The organism is Renibacterium salmoninarum ATCC 33209 (assembly GCF_000018885.1).
Lineage (GTDB): Bacteria > Actinomycetota > Actinomycetes > Actinomycetales > Micrococcaceae > Renibacterium > Renibacterium salmoninarum.
Window position 1 is genome coordinate 1221258 of sequence record NC_010168.1, and the last position, 18330, is coordinate 1239587.

Here is an 18330-nt window from a genome sequence, read left to right on the forward strand (position 1 = left end):
GGTGACTTCACCAAGTCGGCAGGACAATAACGCCGGAGATTTGTTGCTGGTTTCTGGCCAGACAATAACTGTGCAGGTGCCGGCTACCAGCGCAAATTTGGGTCCGGGTTTTGATTCGCTAGGTCTGGCGCTTGGCCTTTACGACACCTTGACGGTGCAGACTCTCAGTGGCGATGAGCTGGAATTTGAGCTCAACGGCGAGGGCAGCGAGTCGTTGCCGCGCGATGCTTCGCACTTGACCGTGCGCACGATCAATGTGGCATTGGACCGGCTGGGATTACGACGCGGCGGTCTACGAATTGAGGCCAACAACGTCGTTCCGCATGGTCGTGGCCTGGGCTCATCGGCGGCCGCGATCGTTGCGGCGTTACTCGCAGTTCGGGGACTGGCCCCTCTCTCGCTGCAACCGGACTTGGATTGGGTATTTCAGCTGGCTTCTGAGCTAGAAGGGCACCCAGATAACGTGGCGCCAGCGCTGTTCGGCGGCTTGGCGATTTCCTGGCAAGAAGACACTGGTTACCGGAGCGCAAAAGTGACGCTGAGCAATACAGTTCGTCCCGTTGTTGCGGTACCGGCTGTTGAACTATCAACGGAAACTGCCCGAGCAATGTTGCCTTCGTCAATTTCGCATCAGAGTGCGGCAGCGAATTCAGGCCGTGCCGCATTATTGATCCACGCACTAAGTGCTGCACCAGAATTCCTTTTTGCCGCGACGGAAGATTATTTGCATCAGGGTTACCGGGCTCAGGCTATGCCGGGTAGCGCCCAGCTGCTTGATTTTTGGCGAAATCATGGGCTGGCAGCGGTAATCTCTGGCGCAGGACCGACAGTTTTAGTTCTGGCCGCAAACCCAAATCAGGTGCAGGATTCCCTTGAATTAGCTGGGAATTTTGCCGAAGATTCGGCGTGGCGTGTCCAAGAGCTCGAAATAGACAATGAAGGTGCTAAAATAATCTTGCATCGGCAGTCATAGACTGCCTGAATGGGACCGTATTAGTTGGTCTGCCACTTGCGATGCAAAACCACCCGGAGCTGCGGGATCCTCATACTCAAGGCTTTCCATGGATAACAATTGTTGCCATGAGCCGCAAGCGTGAACCGCTATTGCCTGCGGGGGTTGTTTCACCACCTGGTTCAAGCGCCAATTCGCGTGCTTCTACCGGACAATCAACTCACTGGAACTGACTCCAAAGAGCCAGACACCCCGTGAGCTGAAACCAATCAATGCGATTTCATGGACGCCATGAAATCGGTATCGAGGGGGAAGGATCCTTCGTGACAGAAACCACCAGCCTGGTAACAGGCATGGACCATGCCGAATCTGCCTCATCTGAGGCTCCGGCAAAATCAAATGGACTTGCCGGTTTGAAGCTGGCGCAGCTGCAGGCTCTTGCCGGTCAGCTAGGAATTACCGGCGGTTCGCGGATGCGCAAGGGTGACCTAGTCACTGCGATTTCCGCTCACCAGCGCGGCTCTTCGGTTGCAGACCGAAAGACCCAGCCAAAGAACGAACAAGCAAAGGCAACGGAAACCGCCTCAGCTAACGGTTCGAATGGCGCGCAGCCTGCCGCAGAAACACCGCAAACTGAAGCGGCTCCTGCTCGTCGTGGCCGCAGCCGCCGAGCAGCTAGCAGCGGAGTAGTAAGCACCGAACCGGCCGCAGTCGAGACTGTTGCTGTTGATGCACCTGCTCAGAGCGAATCAACCAACGAGCCAGTTGCCAACGAGGGCGGCTCACGTCGCCAGCGCGGACGTAACCGTCGTGCAGATGATACGAACACCGCCGCTGAGGCAGCTTCGCCGTCTGAGAATGCCGCTGAAGGTGCTGCCCAGGATTCCGTGCAAAAGGAGTCCGGCCAAAACCGCAACGACAACCGTCAGCGCCAGGATAATCAGAACAACGGCCAGAATAACAACCGCCGAAATGACGATGAAGAAGGTCGCGGTAACGGCCGCAATGATCGTCGCAATCGCAATCGCAATCGAAATCGCAATGACCGCGATGGCGAAGGCGAAGGCAGCAACCGGGTTGAGGGTAATACCCGCAACGAAGGTAACCAGCGCAACGAGAACAATTCGCGCAACGAGCGTGCCGACCGCAATAGCGGTAATGATCGCAATGAGGGCAATGCCCGCAACGATCGCAATAACCGCAACGATCGCAATGATCGTAACGACCGCTTCCGCGACCGTAATGATCGCCGTCGGAATCGCAATCAGGGTCCCGACGTTGACGACGTCGAGGTCACTGAGGATGATGTCCTGTTGCCAGTAGCTGGCATTTTGGACCTTCTGGAAAACTACGCTTTTGTCCGTACCTCGGGCTATTTGCCAGGTTCCAATGACGTTTATGTCTCGCTGTCGCAGGTTAAGAAGTACAACCTACGCAAGGGTGACGCCGTCGTTGGCGCAATTCGGGCTCCGCGCGAAGGTGAAGAGAACCGTCAGCAGAGCCAACGGCAGAAGTTCAACGCCTTGGTCCAGATCACCAGCATCAACGGCAAAACGCCAGAAGAGCTGAAAGATCGCGTTGATTTCTCCAAGTTGGTGCCGTTGTACCCCTCGGAGCGCCTGCGCCTGGAAACCGATCCGAAGAAGATTGGTCCCCGCGTTATCGACTTGATCGCGCCGATCGGTAAGGGCCAGCGTGGTTTGATTGTTTCGCCGCCTAAGGCCGGTAAGACCTTGATTTTGCAGGCAATCGCTGATGCAATCACGATCAATAACCCTGAAGTACACCTGATGATGGTGCTCGTGGACGAACGTCCTGAAGAGGTCACCGATATGCAGCGCACGGTACTGGGCGAAGTTATCGCCTCGACCTTCGACCGGCCAGCGGATGACCACACTCAGGTCGCTGAGCTTTCAATCGAACGTGCTAAGCGCCTCGTCGAAATGGGCATGGACGTTGTTGTGCTCCTCGACTCGATGACCCGTTTGGGCCGTGCCTACAACAACTCGGCGCCGTCTTCTGGACGTATTCTCTCCGGTGGTGTGGACGCTGCTGCGCTCTACCCGCCCAAGCGCTTCTTCGGTGCTGCACGTAACATCGAAAATGGTGGCTCGCTGACCATTTTGGCAACTGCCCTGGTGGAGACCGGGTCTAAGGCCGATGAGGTGATCTTTGAGGAATTCAAGGGCACTGGCAACATGGAACTCCGGTTGTCCAGAAATCTTGCAGACAAGCGTATTTTCCCGGCAGTGGATGTCAACGCATCCAGTACTCGCCGCGAAGAAAATCTGCTCTCGCCGGAAGAAGTCCACATTATGTGGAAGCTCCGTCGGGTCCTTTCGGGGCTGGAACAGCAGCAGTCACTTGAATTGCTTACCTCCAAGCTCCGCGAAACTCAGAGCAACGTCGAATTCTTGATGCAGATCCAAAAGACCACTTTGGGTTCGAAGTCCGACGACGACAGATAGCTTAACTGCCGTTGAGGAGGCAGCTAACGCACCTTTGCTAGCCTGGAAGATGCGTTAACTGCCTCCTCAACGGTTTTTTGTTGGTCAAAATTGCTTTTGTGAAAGGTAAGACAAGATGTTCGAGTCAATTCAAGGTCTGCTAGATGAGCACGCCGATTTGCAGATCCGTTTAAGTGATCCCGCAGTTCACGCAGACCAGTCATTGGCGCGAAAACTCGGCCGCCGTTACGCGGAGCTGAGCACCATCGTTGAGGGTTACCACCAGGTTCAACAGCTTTCGGATGATCTCGCGGCAGCAAAGGAAATGGCTTCCGAGGATTCGGAGTTTGCCGCTGAGGTTCCAGTTCTCGAAGAGCAGTTGGCGCACGCCCAAGAAAAGCTTCGTCGATTGCTGATTCCTAGAGATCCCGACGACGGCCGCGACGTTATCTTGGAAGTCAAAGCAGGTGAAGGCGGAGATGAATCGGCTTTGTTTGCCGCTGACCTGGTTCGGATGTACTCCCGATACGCCGAGTCAAAGGGTTGGAAGATTGAGGTCATTTCAGCCACCGAATCTGATCTTGGCGGGTATAAAGATATTCAAATTGCGGTCAAAGGACGTTCCAACGACCCAGCCGAAGGCGTCTTCGCAGCACTCAAATTTGAAGGTGGCGTGCACAGAGTGCAACGCGTGCCGGTCACCGAATCGCAGGGCCGCATTCACACCTCGGCAGCCGGCGTATTGGTTTTCCCCGAAGTTGATGAGCCTGAAGAAGTCGAAATTAGTCAGAACGACTTGAAAATTGACGTCTATCGTTCTTCCGGGCCTGGTGGCCAGTCGGTTAATACCACCGACTCCGCAGTTCGGATTACGCACTTTCCTACTGGGATTGTCGTCGCGATGCAGAATGAGAAATCACAGCTACAGAACCGTGAAGCTGGCATGCGGGTGCTTCGAGCTCGAATTCTCGCGCACCAACAAGAGCTGATTGACGCGGAAAACTCTGCTGTGCGGAAATCGCAGATTCGGACCATGGATCGCTCCGAGCGGATTCGTACCTACAACTTCCCGGAAAACCGCATTGCGGATCACCGGACTGGCTATAAGTCCTACAATCTAGATGCTGTGATGAACGGTGATTTGGGGCCGGTGATCCAATCAGCAATCGAAATGGACGAACAATCGCGCCTTGATGCACTTTCGGGTAGCTCTGAGTAGGTCATGAACAACGCCGAAGGCCTAGCAGAGGCCTTGCAACTTGCCACGGCCAAGCTTACGGCATCTGGGGTTCCCTCACCAAAAGTTGATGCTGAAATCCTCGCCGCGCATTTGAGCGGTAAGACTTTGGGCGAAATTCGTGCAGCTGTGCTGTTAAATGCGCCAGTTCCAGCTGGATTTGCTGAACTTGTTGCAGAGCGGGCGCAACGAATTCCGCTGCAACATCTCACCGGAGTGGCGTACTTTCGCCATCTGGAACTTGCTGTCGGGCCAGGTGTATTTATCCCGCGACCTGAATCCGAGGGGGTGGCTCAGCTGGCCATTAACTTCCTTGCGGCCCAGGTCGAGTTGACCGCACCAGTGGTAGTCGATCTGGGCACCGGCTCTGGTGCACTTGCCGCGGCAATTGCCTCGGAGGTCCCGGGATCTCGGGTATTCGCCGTCGAACTTTCAGATTTGGCGCATGATTGGGCAGCCCGGAACTTGGCCCGTTATGGTGCTCAGGTTGAGCTACGGTTGGGTGACTTGCGCTCGGCCTTTGAAGATCTCGATGGTTTAGCTGATGTGGTCTTGAGTAACCCGCCGTACATTCCGGATGAAGCAGTTCCCAACGAACCAGAAGTTGCTGAACACGACCCAGAAATTGCGCTGTACGGTGGCTGGGCCGACGGGCTAGAGCTGCCCCGAGCGGCACTTGCGAGTGCCGTGCGATTGCTCAAGCCCGGTGGTCTTTTTGTCATGGAGCACGCAGAAGTTCAAGCAGCAACCATGGTGCGGCTGTTTGAGAATGCTGGGTTTGGCTATGTTGAAGGACATCTCGATTTGACTGGCAAGGAGCGTGCAACAAGTGGACGCTTGGCGTCCAATGCACGTCCAACGCACCCGACTGATGAAAGAATGGGCTAGTGAGCACGATTGTCTATGACTGCACTGTAGAGTCCCAACGCGCAGAAGGCATGGCGCACGCCAAAAAAGCCATCGCACAAAAGCAAACTATCGTTATGCCTACCGATACCGTGTATGGCATTGCCGCTGATGCATTTTCACCGGTTGCGGTGGCAACATTGCTTGCCGCGAAAGGACGCGGCCGATCGATGCCGCCGCCCGTTTTGATCCAAAGAGTTCAGACGATGGACGGCTTGGCTGTTGATATCAGCGAGGAAGCCCGCAAACTTGCTGAAGCTTTCTGGCCCGGCGGACTGACGCTAATTTTTCATGCTCAGCCTTCGCTAGATTGGGATCTTGGTGACTCATTTGGCACGGTTGCGCTCCGAATGCCGGATGACAAATTGGTGCTGGATCTTTTGACGCTTACCGGGCCACTCGCCGTGTCTTCGGCGAACCGCACCGGTCAACCGACGGCCCGAACCGTTGCCCAAGCCAGGGAACAACTTGGCGAAGTTGTCGAAGTCTATTTGGGCGAAGGCGAACGGCCGCTAGACGGTGCAGAGGTGCAGCCTTCAACAATCGTCGACGCTACCGGGGACCGGCTCCGGGTCGTTCGACCGGGAGTCATCACCATCGATCAGCTCCGTGGAGTGGTGCCGTCGGTCCTTGATTTTGGTGAGGTTCCGGTTGCCGAAGAGGTCGTTACAGTTGATGAAATCCCTGCCGCCGTTGAAGTCCCCGGGACCGAAGAGATTCCGACAGCTCCGCAGCACGTTGACGGCGCGCAGGAAGCCGTTGGAGACGACAAACGATGACGGCTGAGTTTCCGGTTCGAGTTGTAGCTGTGCTGGTTAGCTACAACCGCAGGGAGCTTCTTGGAAAGGCCATTGAGGCTTTGTGCGCGGGGGAGCGCACACCGGATGCTCTGGTAGTGGTTGACAACGGCTCGACCGATGGCGCAGCTGACGATTTGCGAGCGCTCAAACTGCCGTTCGATTACGAACTTGTCGCTTTGGAAAGCAATACCGGCGGGGCTGGTGGATTCGCCGTCGGAATGGCCCATGCTTTGGCAAACCACAATCCTGAGCTGGTTTGGATCATGGACGATGATACTGAGCCGCACCAAGACACGCTCAGTGAGGCTGTGAAATTGTGGTCTGCTTATCCGAGTAATGCTAAGCCGGCTCTCATTGCGAGCAGAGTGTTATGGACTGATGGTCGCGATCATCCGATGAACACGCCACGGACTAAGGTTGGCGCCCGACCCGCAGAGATGGACCGTGCCCGCCGAAATTCAGCGCGACCAGTACGTTCAGCCTCGTTCGTCTCACTTTTTATTGATGCGCAAGCAATTCGAGACAACGGCCTGCCGATCATTGACTATTTTCTTTGGAACGACGATTTTGAGTTCAGTACCAGGCTCGCGCGACGCCGTTTTGCCTTAGCTAGCGAGACCTCGGCGGTAAGTCACCACACCAAGGTTTTTGACTCAAATACCGTTGACGTTGGCGAACGGTTCTTCTTCGAAGTTCGGAACAAGATTTGGCTTTTCACCCGGTCACCAGCACTGAGCGGCCGGGAAAAGTTACTTTATGGGGCTTCGTCGCTTCGACGCTGGACGCTCATGATTGGCCGAAGTTCGAGCCGCAGCGTTGTGCTTAAAGCGGGATTGCGCGGACTCAGCGAAGGCTTAAGGAAGGCTCCGCGCAGTAACGAACAAGCACTTCAGGGGATCCATCAGTTGCCTGATTGGAAACTTGGCGGACAAGCGCAATCTAGTAGCAATGAAGATTTTTCCGTTTTGCTCCCGGTTTATGCTGGCGATGATGCGGAGCTATTTCGCCGGGCAGTTGAATCTGTCAGTTCAGCACAGAGCCGTTTGCCGCAAGAAGTGGTAATTGTGCGCGATGGTCCAGTGCCAGCCGCAATTGAAAGCTTCCTGCTGGAGTGCGAACAAAAGCCCGATGGCCTAGTACGCGTTGTACGACTTCCGCAATCAGTGGGCCTAGCTGGCGCGCTTGATGTGGGGCTGCTTGAGTGCCGTAACGACATCGTGGCCAGAATGGATGCCGACGATATTTCATTGCCACAACGTTTTGAACGTCAAGTGCAGTATCTGGAAGCAGGTTATGACATTGTCGGCTCCGCTATCGAAGAAATTGGCGACGACGATTCGCAGCCACTTGCTTACCGACCGGTAGTTACCGATCAAGCTGCGCTTGCGGCAAATTCAGGCTTCCGCAGCCCTTTTCATCATCCCTCTGTTGTTTACCGAAAGAGTGCTGTGCTCGCAGTCGGCGGCTACGGAGATATGCACCTTATTGAGGATTTTTGGCTTTGGATGAGGCTGCTTCATTCGAGCAGCAAAGCGGTAAACCTGCCAGAAGCCTTGGTCCGTTACCGAGTGAGTGCCGGGGCCTATCAGCGTCGTGGCGGCCTGAAACTGCTCAAAGCCGAGTTTGCGCTGCAGGGCAGAATGATTTGTTCTGGCTATATTTCGCCCTTGCAATGGCTGCGAAATGTGTTGATTCGTTGCGGTTATCGACTGATCCCGACCGGCATTCGATGCACTGGGTACCGGGCTGCATTCACCAAGAACAGCTAAGTCTCTGCTGTGAGTATTGAAGCTAACCTTTCATCAAGGCAATTCCATCGCTGAAGGTTAGCGGGGGCTGCCAGTCGAACCCGGATTCGGTGCTGCCGACGGAGATTTCCAGGGACTCCGTGAGGCGATTGATTTCTGCAGATTTTCCTAGCAGGCGGCCGGCAAAACGTAACATCGAAACGGGGACTGAGAGAATCCTCGCAGGTGCGCCTAAAGAAGTTGCCAGTTCGCGGTAGAGCTCGGCGGTAGATGAACTCTGCGCATCTCCTGCCAAGACCAATCCGAGCTCTCGACTGTCTGCTGGCTTTTGTACGAGATATGCTAACAAGTCGCTAAGATTCTGCACCGAAATCATCGTGCGGCGATTGTGGATTGCACCAAACGGCACGGGAAGGCCTCGGCGAGCTAGACCAGCCAATCGCTCGACATTGCCTTTCCCCGCCGGGCCGTAGACCATCGGCGAACGGACCGCGACCAGGCTCATTGCGCCGTCGGCGGCAATTTTTGCCAATCCTTCTTCCGCTTCGTATTTCGACATCGCATAGGGGTCAACTGGGTAAGGCATCGATGAAATGCTGAAAGGGTCAGCAGTGGTTTTTTCGCCGTTGACCTTGATGGAACTCAGGAAAATAAAGCGCGACACGCCAGCGTCATGAGCTGCCTGTGCAAGGGCCAAAGTGGGAGCCGTGTTGGTTGCTCTGAAGCTGTTGAGCGGATCAGCCGAATCGTCATTCATTTGGTGTACGCGTGCCGCTAGATGAATGACTGCGTCGATTCCATCTAGCAACTCTGGCCACGCATTGAAGTCCCTGAAATCAGGCACCACAACGTGCTCGGCACCGAATTTCGCTTGTGCCTCGCTTCGGACCGTGTACCTGAGCTGATTGCCCTGATTTCGTAGGACTGAAACTAACGTTTGGCCAACAAATCCGCTGGCACCGGTAACCAAGACCTTCACTGATTCCATCGCTTTCTTCGGGCGCGTAAGACCGCAATACGGACCAGACCCACTCTAGCCAAGCTAAGCTGTTATGAGTGCGGATTCGGGAAACCAGCTGCGCAACTCAATTGAAACTCGACGCAAGGTAGGCCATTGTCAGAAAGTAAGGAAACTGAGTCCAAGCCGATTATGTGGCTTTGGTCCCAATATTTCCTCGACGCTTTCAGCTGGATCGTGGCGATCTTGCTGGCGCTGCTTTTGCGTTACGAGCTCGATGTCAATCGGATCTCTTGGCTTGCGGCCTTGAGCGTCATGGGTGTAGCAGTGCTAACTCAGGTGATTGCCGGATATTCGTTCTCTCTGTACCGGGGCAGATATAGTTTCGGCTCTTTTCAAGAGGCCAGACTATTAGTCATTGTCACGTTGATTGTGGCGGTTACTACTTCGCTCTATCTGTTCATCTTCATCAACCAAACGGGCATAGGCCGTAGCGTCGGCGCAATCGCCTTCCCGTTCGCCTGCATGTTTATGGCGGCCATTCGTTATCTCAAACGGCTATACGTTGAAGGCAAACCCCGTCCTGGTGAGCAAGCACAACGCACGCTGGTCTATGGTGCGGGTTTCTTGGGAAATTCGTTGGTCAACCGGATGTTACAGGATACACAGTCACCGTTTTTCCCCGTGGGGTTGGTTGATGACGATCCAGCAAAAAAACATCTACATCTTTCTTCAGTTTCGGTTTTAGGCCGCGGTGACGACCTTGCCGAAATTGCCAAGCGTACGCACGCGGAAATTTTAGTCTTGGCCTTCGCCAAGGTGGAATCCGCTAAAGTCCGGGAGATTTCCGAAATGGTGGCGGGGCTTCGTCTTCGGGTGCTGGTGCTACCCCCGTTGCAGAAGATGCTTGACGGCGGTATTTCTGACTTTCGTGAGATTGCTGTTGAAGACCTTATTGGCAGACGCCCGGTCGACATTCAGGTAGAGAAAATTGCCGGCTATGTTACCGGTAAGCGAGTTTTGGTCACCGGGGCGGGCGGATCCATTGGCTCCGAGCTATGTCGACAGCTAGTTGGCTTTGATCCATCCGAGCTGATGATGCTGGATCGAGACGAATCTGGACTGCAAGCAACGCAGCTGAGTATTTCCGGTCACGGACTACTCAACGGAAGAGACACCATTCTCGCTGACATCCGGGATGAAAACGCGATACGAGAGATCTTTTTGGATCGCCGACCGGAAGTGGTTTTTCACGCCTCAGCGCTCAAGCACGCTCCCTTGTTGCAGCAGTATCCACAAGAGGCGTGGAAGACAAACGTTGTCGGAACATTGAATGTGTTGCAGGCGGCCAGAGACGCTGATGTGCAGACGTTAGTCAATATCTCCACCGATAAAGCCGCGAATCCTACAACGGCGTTGGGACATTCCAAACGAGTCGCGGAGAAACTAACGGCTTGGATGGCGCAGCAAACCGGAAAGACTTATGTCTCGGTGCGGTTTGGCAATGTCATTGGCAGCCGAGGTTCAATGCTTCCGCTGTTCAGCGAACAGATTCGTACTGGCGGCCCGCTAACGGTTACGCATCCGGATGTCACGAGGTTCTTTATGACTATCCCAGAAGCTTGCCAACTGGTCATCCAAGCTGGCGCAATTGGCACCGGTGGCGAAGTTTTGCTTTTGGACATTGGGGAGCCCGTTCGGATCCTGGATGTTGCGAAGCAGATGATCGCTATGTCTGGCAAAGACATTGAAATTGTCTTCACCGGTCTGCGCCCGTCGGAGAAACTTCACGAGGTCCTCGTCGGCTATGACGAAGTAGGCGCTCGCCCACTGCATCCCAAAATTTCGCACACCAGGGCAAAACCGCTGAATCCGCAGCTAATGGATTACGCGTCCTGGCTGCTTCGTTCTCAGGAAGAAGCTGGCGAACCGGCATTTGAATTAGAAGGCGACGTCGAACCTTTCGGCTCGATGTCCAAGGGGGCCTGAATGCTCTGGCTCACCATCATTCTGTGTGCCGTTGTTGCTCTGGTCGCGAGCCTTTTATTTCCTTTCGTGTTCAAGCCTTGGTTGCAGCGGCTCGCCGTCGTTGATATGCCCTCCGAACGCTCTTCGCATTCGGTGCCAACAATCCGCGGCATGGGAATCTCAGTTCTTGCCGCGGTGTCTTTGGCATTGCTGGTTTCGCTTTTCACGCCGCTCAGCGCCAACCACAAAGCGATTATCTTGACCATCTTGATCGTGGTCTTGGCCGCATCAATTGTCGGCTGGGCTGAGGACCTTCGGGGCTTGCGCGTGACAAATCGTGCTGCGTTTCATCTGATTATTGGTGCAGCTGGCACTGCAGTCTTGGCGTGGCTCACTGGTGGCACCGGCTATTGGTGGGCGCCCGCTGGCGCAGTAGCCGTGGCTGCCTACATCAACGTGGCCAATTTCATGGATGGAATCAATGGGATATCCGGTCTTCATGGCGCGGTAGTGGGTGCCGCGTATGCGATTGCTGGTGCACTGACCCAAACGCCATGGCTAGTGGTAGTTGGCGTAGTGATTGCAGCAGGGTTTATCGGATTTCTACCGTGGAATTTAAGCGGAAAACCAGTATTCCTTGGCGATGTGGGCTCTTATCTGCTCGGATCCTCAATCGCGATTACTGCCGTGGCAGCGTTTTTGGCCGGCGTGCCGGTCGAGTATCTTTTCGCTCCGGTACTGATCTATTTAGCCGACACATTTGTCACCCTGATTCGCCGAATGGCAGCCGGCGAGCGTTGGTACGTGGCACATCGTCAGCATGCCTATCAACGAGTGGTCATTGTGGGGTTGAGCCATCTGCAAGCATCCAGCATGGTTACGGTTGCGACGATCCTCACGAGTGCACTGGGAATTTTTGCCGTAGCAAATGGCCCCACCGGGCTCTTGATTTCTGCGATTCTTTGTGTGCTGGTGGTCCTGCTGTATTTGCGCACGCCAACAATATTTCAGCGCCTGATTAGACATCGAAAGGCGCGCAGCACAGCAGCGACACAGTAGTGTCACAAGCACTGTTCTATCTCGTGTAGAATTTATCCTGCGGTATTGAATTGTGCCGCTTCCTGTTTCGCTGGCTTCCAGACCAAAGCCTGACTTAAGATTGGGTCCCAATGACTGACTCCCAGAGCAGCAAAGCCGTCTCTTCGGCGCCGCTTGCCGTTTCGGGTCCAACCGAATCCCCCTGGATGCGCATCTTATTGCGCTGCCTGAGCTTTACTGTGCCGGCCGTGCTGATCATTGCGGTCATCGGCTGGATCGTCAACGGTGACTATGGGGCACTAAGCGCTCTGCTCAGTGGCTTTGTTGTGATTGTCTTCTTTGGTATCTCGCTGCTTATTGGACACTTCATGGGGCGCAAGAACCCCTCAGGAGTATTCGGAGTTTTCGCGGTCGGTTACGTGGTTAAGTTTGTTGGCTTCGCATCAGTTTTCATTGCCCTGGGTTCGCCTGACTGGATGGTTAAGCTGTGGTTCTTTATCTCGGCTCTCGCCGCAGTATTAATCTGGCTCAGTGTAGAGATCCTGGTGTTCTCAAGATTACGTCTGCAGATCTTCAACGATCCGACGCCGAATGGTGGCGGTAATGTCTAAAGAAAAAATCTCCGCGGCCGAAGGTGGCAGCGATCATATCGACGGTAACTCAACTTCGAGTGCCGGAATGGCTGTATTCAGCTACATTTTTGGCGGAATCGTCGTATGGAGTTTGATAGGGTGGGGGCTGGAAAATTTGTTCAAAACCCAATGGCTCGTACTGATTGGTGCGCTTTTTGGCGCAGCCGGAGGAATGTACCTATCCTTTGCGCCAAGATTTCGACGGGGGCACGTCAGCGACGACGCGTCCGCGACCAAGGGTTCTGCCAGCAAAACAACGGATCAAAACTGATGCGTGACGGTGCCTGGCAAGTTTCGAACAAGTTCAGCGTTGAAAATCCGAAGTCGGATCTTCAACTTTTGCCCAATGAAGGACACAGCAGAGAGGAAACGCGTTGAACGCGCTTATGCTCCCCGCCGAAGGCTCGTCGGATGGCGGCTTTAACCCGCCAGGAATCGGTGACGCTGGCTTGCCAGGCGCCTGGTTCGCCTGGGACGGAATCACCGAATATCACGTACTCGTGGTGCTCTCGGTTGTATTGATTGCGGTGTTCTTTGTCTTGGCTGCTCGCAAAGGCAAAATGGTGCCCGGTCGATTCCAATTCGCCGGCGAGATCGCTTACGGCTTTGTCCGTAACTCGATCGGTAAAGACATTATCGGCAACAGGGATTTCATCAAGTTTGTCCCGGTGCTGTTCACTTTGTTCTTCTTTATCTTGGTGAACAACATCTTCGGAGCCATTCCGTTGCTGGAAATTCCAACATTTTCGCACGTTGGCGGTGCTTATGCTTTGGCCGGCGTCGTCTACTTCACCTGGATTATTCTCGGCGTGAAGCGCAACGGCTGGAAGTACTTCAAACTTTCAGTAGTACCTACTGGCGTGCCGTGGTACTTGCTTTTCATGGTGATCCCGATTGAGATCATCTCTAACTATTTGGTTCGGCCTGCAACGCACTCTTTGCGTTTGTTTGCAACGATGCTTGCTGGGCACATGATTGTTTTGATGGCTGGCTATGGCACCGAGTTCTTGCTGGAACAGGAAAACTTCCTCGTAAAAGGCGCCTCGATTCTGATTGTGGTCGGCTTCATCGCCATGTACATGCTCGAGATGCTGATCATGGTGTTGCAGGCTTATGTCTTCACGCTTTTGACTGCAACTTATATTGAAGGTTCGCTGCACGCGGACTCGCACTAAAGATTTTTTTACAACTGAAGAATTCCCACCCGGGATAACTCCAACAACCTACCGTCACCGTGGCGGTATCTTGAAAGGAACATCATGACTGGCTCTCTCAACATGATCGGTTACGGCCTCTCCGCAATCGGTGGTGGTATCGGTGTTGGACTGGTCTTCGCCGCGTACATCAACGGCGTTGCTCGTCAGCCCGAAGCGCAGCGCGTGCTCCAGCCGCTGGCCTTCCTTGGTTTGGCATTCACCGAAGCGCTCGCGATCCTCGGTTTGGTCTTCGCCTTCGTTCTCTAATTGAACCTGAAGATCAACCAACTGGACTCTGTCCACGTAGATAAGGAGAGGTGAAAGATTGAGCAACGCTGAAATTTTCGCCGCAAGCGGCGAGGGTGTGAACCCGATCGTCCCGAATATCTGGGATACCGCGTTGGTTCTCATTGGCTTCGCGATCCTGCTCTTCATCGTCATCAAGTTTGTGGTGCCGATGTTCGAGAAGACCTTCGCGGAGCGCACTGAAGCTATCGAAGGCGGCATCGCCAAGGCGGAAGAAGCACAGGCCGAAGCCACTGCAGCACTCGAAGAGTACAAGCAGCAGCTGGCCGAAGCTCGCGCTGAAGCCAATAAGATCCGCGAAGACGCTCGTGCCGAAGGTGCGCAGATCCTTGCAGACCTGAAGGAAAAGGCTGCCTCCGAATCCGCTCGAATCACTGAGCAGGCTCAGGTGGCAATTGCCGCTGAACGCCAAGCCGCAGTGGTTTCGCTGCGTTCGGAAGTTGGCTCGCTGGCTACCACCCTTGCTGGTCGCATCGTCGGTGAATCATTGCAAGACGACGCTCGTTCTAACCGTGTCGTCGACCGTTTCTTGGCGGACCTTGAGGCGAATAGCAAGAGCGAAGGCGCGGCCAAGTAATGGCTGGAATTTCCTCCGACTCCCGGGCCAAGGTCTTGGCTGAGCTGGAATCTGTTCTTCCCACCGCAACCGCGCAATTAGCGCGGGAGCTCTTCTCGGTCTTAGCCGTGGTAGACAGCTCAGCCGGTTTACGCCGCGCGCTGACCGACCCGTCTCGTGAGGGAAAGGACAAAGCAGCACTGCTGAGTTCTTTGGTCAGGGGCAAGGTCTCCGCGCAAGCTGAGCAGATTGTTGACTCATTAGCTAAAGAACGCTGGGCTTCGGCTCGCGATCTTGGCGATGCTTTGGAGACGGTGGCTGCCACGGTGGCAATCGCTGTCGCTGAGAATGAAGCTCCTGGCGCTGAAGGTTTGGAAAAGCTGGAAAACGATTTGTTTGTTTTCAATCAAACAGTTGCGGCAAATCACCAAGTGCAACGAGCCCTCAGCGAACCGCAAGCAAGCGCTGAAGCTAAGCAAAAACTTGCTTCGGCATTAGTTCCAGGCGCTTCGCAAGTTGCTGAACTACTCATTGGCCAAGCGGTTGCTGCACCTCGCGGTGCGCGTCCGGCGAAGCTTGTGGAGCAGTTCGCAACTCTGGCGGCCGCTCGGCAACAACGCTGGATTGCCACTGTTACGGTCGGCCAAGCATTGAACAAGAATCAAGAAGCTCGGCTGTCTGCCGGACTGAACAACCTCTACGGACGCGATCTAAAGGTCAATATCAGTGTCGATCCGACGCTGATTGGTGGCGTACGCGTTCGTGTGGGCGATGAGGTGGTTGACGCGTCAGTGGTCAACCGACTCGGAGAACTTCGTCGGCAACTGGCCGGCTAAGAGCAAGAATTTAGCAACACCGTACAAAAGTACAAAGATTTGCCGTAACTCGCGGTGATCATGATTGAGGAGAGCAGGGACTGCAGATGGCCGAATTGACCATCAACGCCGACGACGTGCGTAATGCGTTGAATGAGTTCGCGGCGTCCTACGAGCCTGGCAACGCAGAACGTGTCGAAGTTGGCCGGGTTACCACCGCCAGCGACGGCATCGCCCGGGTCGAGGGGCTTCCCTCGGTCATGGCGAACGAGCTGCTGCGCTTCGAAGACGGGACCCTGGGCCTAGCCCAGAACCTCGACGTCCGTGAAATCGGCGTTATCATCTTGGGTGACTTCACCGGGATTGAAGAAGGCCAGGAAGTTCACCGCACCGGTGAAATTCTTTCTGTGCCGGTAGGCGACCAATTCTTGGGTCGCGTTGTGGATCCGTTGGGCGTGCCCATCGACGGACTTGGCGAGATCCAGGCCGAGACCACGCGTGCTCTTGAGCTCCAGGCGCCGGGTGTTACTCAGCGTCAATCGGTTAAGGAACCGATGCAGACGGGTCTCAAAGCTATTGATGCGATGATCCCGATCGGCCGTGGCCAGCGCCAGCTGATCATTGGTGACCGTAAGACTGGTAAGACCGCGATCGCTGTTGACACGATCTTGAACCAGCAGGCTAACTGGGCTTCGGGCGACGTCAAGAAGCAGGTTCGCTGCATCTACGTCGCTATCGGCCAGAAGGCATCTACGATCGCTGAAGTTCGTCAGACGCTTGAAGACAACGGTGCGCTGGAATACACCACCATCGTTGCCTCGCCGGCTTCTGACCCGGCCGGCTTCAAGTACTTGGCTCCCTATGCGGGCTCGGCTATTGGCCAGCATTGGATGTACTCCGGTAAGCACGTTCTGATTATCTTTGATGATCTCTCGAAGCAGGCCGAAGCCTACCGAGCAGTGTCGCTGTTGCTGCGTCGCCCGCCGGGCCGCGAAGCTTACCCAGGCGATGTGTTCTACTTACACTCTCGCTTGCTAGAGCGTTGTGCAAAGCTTTCCGATGAACTCGGAGCAGGCTCGATGACCGGTTTGCCGATCATCGAAACCAAGGCGAACGACGTCGGAGCTTTCATCCCGACCAACGTCGTCTCGATCACTGACGGCCAGATCTTCTTGCAGTCGGATCTCTTCAACGCTAACCAGCGTCCCGCTGTTGACGTCGGCATCTCGGTGTCCCGCGTCGGTGGTTCGGCTCAGGTGAAATCGATGAAGACGGTTTCCGGTACCTTGAAGCTCGACTTGGCTCAGTACCGCGATATGCAAGCATTCGCCATGTTTGCCTCGGACTTGGATGCGGCTTCGCGCCAGCAGCTGACCCGTGGTTCGCGCCTGATGGAATTGCTCAAGCAGCCGCAGTACACCCCGTACCCGGTAGAAGACCAGGTCGTTTCGATCTGGGCTGGTACCCACGGTTACTTGGATGAAGTACCGGTGGAGGACATTCTTCGCTTCGAGCGAGAGTTCCTTGAGCACCTTCGCCACAGCACCGAGATTTTGACGACGCTGGCACAGACGAACAAGCTGGAAGACAGCACCGTCGAGGCGCTTAAGACCTCGATTGTTGACTTCAAGAAGGGCTTCTTCGGCGACGGCGCCAACCACTTGGTTGGCGCTGGCCACGAAGAGTTCGACTCCTTGTCCGAAGCCGATGTCGATCAAGAGAAGATCGTCAAACAGAAGCGCTAATTGATTTTCGCTGCTGTTCCGGTACGGATGCCGGGCCGGAACAGCAGTTATCTTTCAGCCGCCGACGTTTAGGAAAGGATAAGAATGGGAGCCCAGCTTCGGGTCTACCGCCAGAGGATCAAATCGACTCAGTCGATGGGAAAGCTCTTCAAGGCGATGGAACTGATTGCCACCTCGCGCATCAGCAAAGCCCGCTCGCGCGTGCAGGCTTCACTGCCTTACGCCAACGCGATCACTCGTGCTGTCTCGGTAGTGGCTTCTCAGTCCGAAATCCATCACCCGCTAACCACCGAGCCAGAGCAGATTCTTCGTGCCGCGGTTTTGGTCTTGACTTCAAATCGCGGTCTCGCTGGTTCGTACTCAGCGAGCGTGCTGAAGCAAGCAGAGCAGCTCAACACTCTTCTGCAGGCAGACGGTAAAGAAGTCAAAACCTACCTGGTTGGCAACAAAGCACAAGCGTATTTTCAGTTCCGCAATCGCAGCTTCACGAAGGCCTGGGTCAACCCCACGGACGCACCGGAGTTTGCTACCGCTCAGGAAATCAGCAAAACCCTTCTTGAAGACTTTGCTGAGGAATTCGAAAAAGATGGCGTCGATGAAATTCACGTTGTCTACACGCGGTTCAAGTCGATGGTTGTCCAGGAACCTACGGTTATCCGTTTGCTTCCCTTGGAAGTCTCCGAAGAAGAGGTATCGGAGTCCTCGGATCTCTTGCCGCTCTACGAATACGAGCCTGAGCCGGAAGCAGTGCTTGACGCTTTGCTACCACGCTATATCGAGGCTCGGATTTTCAATGTGATGCTTCAAGCTGCTGCAAGTGAGCTAGCTGCCCGCCAGCGGGCAATGAAGTCCGCAAGCGACAATGCACGTGATCTGGTCAAGAAATTCACCAGGCTGGCCAACACGGCCCGCCAGGCGGAAATCACCCAGGAGCTTTCCGAGATTGTTGCTGGCGCCGACTCGCTCAACGCGTCGTAGCCAAACATTGAACTGCCGCTGAAAATCTAAATTTTTTTCAGCACCGAT

The 18330-nt window shown here is 54.9% G+C and carries 17 protein-coding genes; 16 read left to right on the top strand and 1 reads right to left on the bottom strand.

The genetic code is table 11. The annotated features are described in order from the left end of the window. The first annotated feature begins 1 nt into the window (after position 1). The 6 genes from thrB (at position 2) to RSAL33209_RS06220 (ending at position 8111) form a co-directional block, all read left to right on the top strand. Complete coding sequence (gene thrB / locus RSAL33209_RS06195) at positions 2 to 973, top strand: homoserine kinase (RefSeq protein ID WP_012244848.1); 972 nt, start codon at positions 2 to 4, stop codon at positions 971 to 973. Positions 974 to 1275: 302 nt separating this feature from the next. Then, positions 1276 to 3420, top strand: coding sequence for a transcription termination factor Rho (rho, locus tag RSAL33209_RS06200; protein WP_041685301.1), 2145 nt, complete (start codon positions 1276 to 1278; stop codon positions 3418 to 3420). A 115-nt stretch (positions 3421 to 3535) separates the two neighbouring features. Continuing rightward, positions 3536 to 4618 (top strand): peptide chain release factor 1, encoded by a 1083-nt coding sequence (gene prfA / locus RSAL33209_RS06205; protein WP_012244850.1) that lies wholly within the window; start codon positions 3536 to 3538, stop codon positions 4616 to 4618. Positions 4619 to 4621: 3 nt separating this feature from the next. Next, positions 4622 to 5524: a peptide chain release factor N(5)-glutamine methyltransferase gene (prmC, locus tag RSAL33209_RS06210; RefSeq protein WP_012244851.1), complete on the top strand. Its 903-nt coding sequence runs from the start codon at positions 4622 to 4624 to the stop codon at positions 5522 to 5524. Continuing rightward, a complete protein-coding gene (locus RSAL33209_RS06215) occupies positions 5524 to 6321 on the top strand; it encodes an L-threonylcarbamoyladenylate synthase (protein WP_012244852.1) in 798 nt (265 codons plus the stop codon). Before prmC ends, RSAL33209_RS06215 begins: the two co-directional genes overlap by 1 nt. Beyond that, positions 6318 to 8111 carry a glycosyltransferase gene (locus RSAL33209_RS06220; RefSeq protein ID WP_012244853.1) on the top strand — a complete coding sequence of 598 codons (1794 nt, stop codon included), beginning with the start codon at positions 6318 to 6320 and terminating at the stop codon, positions 8109 to 8111. The genes RSAL33209_RS06215 and RSAL33209_RS06220 overlap by 4 nt, the downstream gene beginning before the upstream one ends. Before the next feature lie 22 nt (positions 8112 to 8133). Here RSAL33209_RS06220 and RSAL33209_RS06225 read toward each other — a convergent pair whose 3' ends face one another. Continuing rightward, on the bottom strand, positions 8134 to 9069 hold the full coding sequence (locus RSAL33209_RS06225; protein ID WP_049759069.1) for an NAD-dependent epimerase/dehydratase family protein: 936 nt from the start codon (positions 9067 to 9069) through the stop codon (positions 8134 to 8136). A gap of 171 nt (positions 9070 to 9240) precedes the next feature. On the opposite strand from RSAL33209_RS06225, the gene RSAL33209_RS06230 reads away from it, so the two are divergent. The 10 genes from RSAL33209_RS06230 to RSAL33209_RS06275 all read left to right on the top strand — a co-directional run bounded on the left by RSAL33209_RS06230 (position 9241) and on the right by RSAL33209_RS06275 (position 18282). Then, positions 9241 to 11037 (top strand): polysaccharide biosynthesis protein, encoded by a 1797-nt coding sequence (locus RSAL33209_RS06230; RefSeq protein WP_114597589.1) that lies wholly within the window; start codon positions 9241 to 9243, stop codon positions 11035 to 11037. Then, a complete protein-coding gene (locus RSAL33209_RS06235; protein WP_012244856.1) occupies positions 11038 to 12075 on the top strand; it encodes an MraY family glycosyltransferase in 1038 nt (345 codons plus the stop codon). A gap of 110 nt (positions 12076 to 12185) precedes the next feature. Further along, positions 12186 to 12665, top strand: coding sequence for a Cg1360 family ATP-synthase-associated protein (locus tag RSAL33209_RS17505; RefSeq protein WP_012244857.1), 480 nt, complete (start codon positions 12186 to 12188; stop codon positions 12663 to 12665). Then, positions 12658 to 12957, top strand: a complete 300-nt coding sequence (locus tag RSAL33209_RS06245; protein WP_114597590.1) for an AtpZ/AtpI family protein — start codon at positions 12658 to 12660, stop codon at positions 12955 to 12957. The genes RSAL33209_RS17505 and RSAL33209_RS06245 overlap by 8 nt, the downstream gene beginning before the upstream one ends. 103 nt (positions 12958 to 13060) lie before the next feature. After that, positions 13061 to 13861, top strand: a complete 801-nt coding sequence (gene atpB, locus RSAL33209_RS06250) for a F0F1 ATP synthase subunit A (protein ID WP_012244859.1) — start codon at positions 13061 to 13063, stop codon at positions 13859 to 13861. A gap of 84 nt (positions 13862 to 13945) precedes the next feature. Beyond that, entirely contained in the window at positions 13946 to 14149 is a 204-nt protein-coding gene (locus tag RSAL33209_RS06255) for an ATP synthase F0 subunit C (protein ID WP_012244860.1), read from the top strand. Between the two features lie 58 nt (positions 14150 to 14207). After that, complete coding sequence (locus tag RSAL33209_RS06260) at positions 14208 to 14765, top strand: F0F1 ATP synthase subunit B (RefSeq protein ID WP_012244861.1); 558 nt, start codon at positions 14208 to 14210, stop codon at positions 14763 to 14765. Next, entirely contained in the window at positions 14765 to 15580 is an 816-nt protein-coding gene (locus RSAL33209_RS06265) for a F0F1 ATP synthase subunit delta (protein ID WP_012244862.1), read from the top strand. Before RSAL33209_RS06260 ends, RSAL33209_RS06265 begins: the two co-directional genes overlap by 1 nt. A gap of 86 nt (positions 15581 to 15666) precedes the next feature. After that, positions 15667 to 17304: a F0F1 ATP synthase subunit alpha gene (gene atpA, locus RSAL33209_RS06270; protein ID WP_012244863.1), complete on the top strand. Its 1638-nt coding sequence runs from the start codon at positions 15667 to 15669 to the stop codon at positions 17302 to 17304. Positions 17305 to 17388: 84 nt separating this feature from the next. Next, the gene (locus RSAL33209_RS06275; protein WP_012244864.1) at positions 17389 to 18282 is read left to right on the top strand and encodes a F0F1 ATP synthase subunit gamma; all 894 of its coding nucleotides are present in this window, start codon (positions 17389 to 17391) and stop codon (positions 18280 to 18282) included. Positions 18283 to 18330: the final 48 nt, after the last annotated feature.

Excerpts from the sequence above, each read along its gene's own strand:
- prfA (WP_012244850.1), top strand. The coding sequence starts at position 3,536 with ATGTTCGAGTCAATTCAAGGTCTGCTAGATGAGCACGCCGATTTGCAG.
- prmC (WP_012244851.1), top strand. The coding sequence starts at position 4,622 with ATGAACAACGCCGAAGGCCTAGCAGAGGCCTTGCAACTTGCCACGGCC.
- RSAL33209_RS06220 (WP_012244853.1), top strand. The coding sequence starts at position 6,318 with ATGACGGCTGAGTTTCCGGTTCGAGTTGTAGCTGTGCTGGTTAGCTAC.
- RSAL33209_RS06230 (WP_114597589.1), top strand. The coding sequence starts at position 9,241 with ATGTGGCTTTGGTCCCAATATTTCCTCGACGCTTTCAGCTGGATCGTG.
- RSAL33209_RS06235 (WP_012244856.1), top strand. The coding sequence starts at position 11,038 with ATGCTCTGGCTCACCATCATTCTGTGTGCCGTTGTTGCTCTGGTCGCG.
- RSAL33209_RS17505 (WP_012244857.1), top strand. The coding sequence starts at position 12,186 with ATGACTGACTCCCAGAGCAGCAAAGCCGTCTCTTCGGCGCCGCTTGCC.
- RSAL33209_RS06245 (WP_114597590.1), top strand. The coding sequence starts at position 12,658 with ATGTCTAAAGAAAAAATCTCCGCGGCCGAAGGTGGCAGCGATCATATC.
- RSAL33209_RS06255 (WP_012244860.1), top strand. The coding sequence starts at position 13,946 with ATGACTGGCTCTCTCAACATGATCGGTTACGGCCTCTCCGCAATCGGT.
- RSAL33209_RS06265 (WP_012244862.1), top strand. The coding sequence starts at position 14,765 with ATGGCTGGAATTTCCTCCGACTCCCGGGCCAAGGTCTTGGCTGAGCTG.
- atpA (WP_012244863.1), top strand. The coding sequence starts at position 15,667 with ATGGCCGAATTGACCATCAACGCCGACGACGTGCGTAATGCGTTGAAT.
- RSAL33209_RS06275 (WP_012244864.1), top strand. The coding sequence starts at position 17,389 with ATGGGAGCCCAGCTTCGGGTCTACCGCCAGAGGATCAAATCGACTCAG.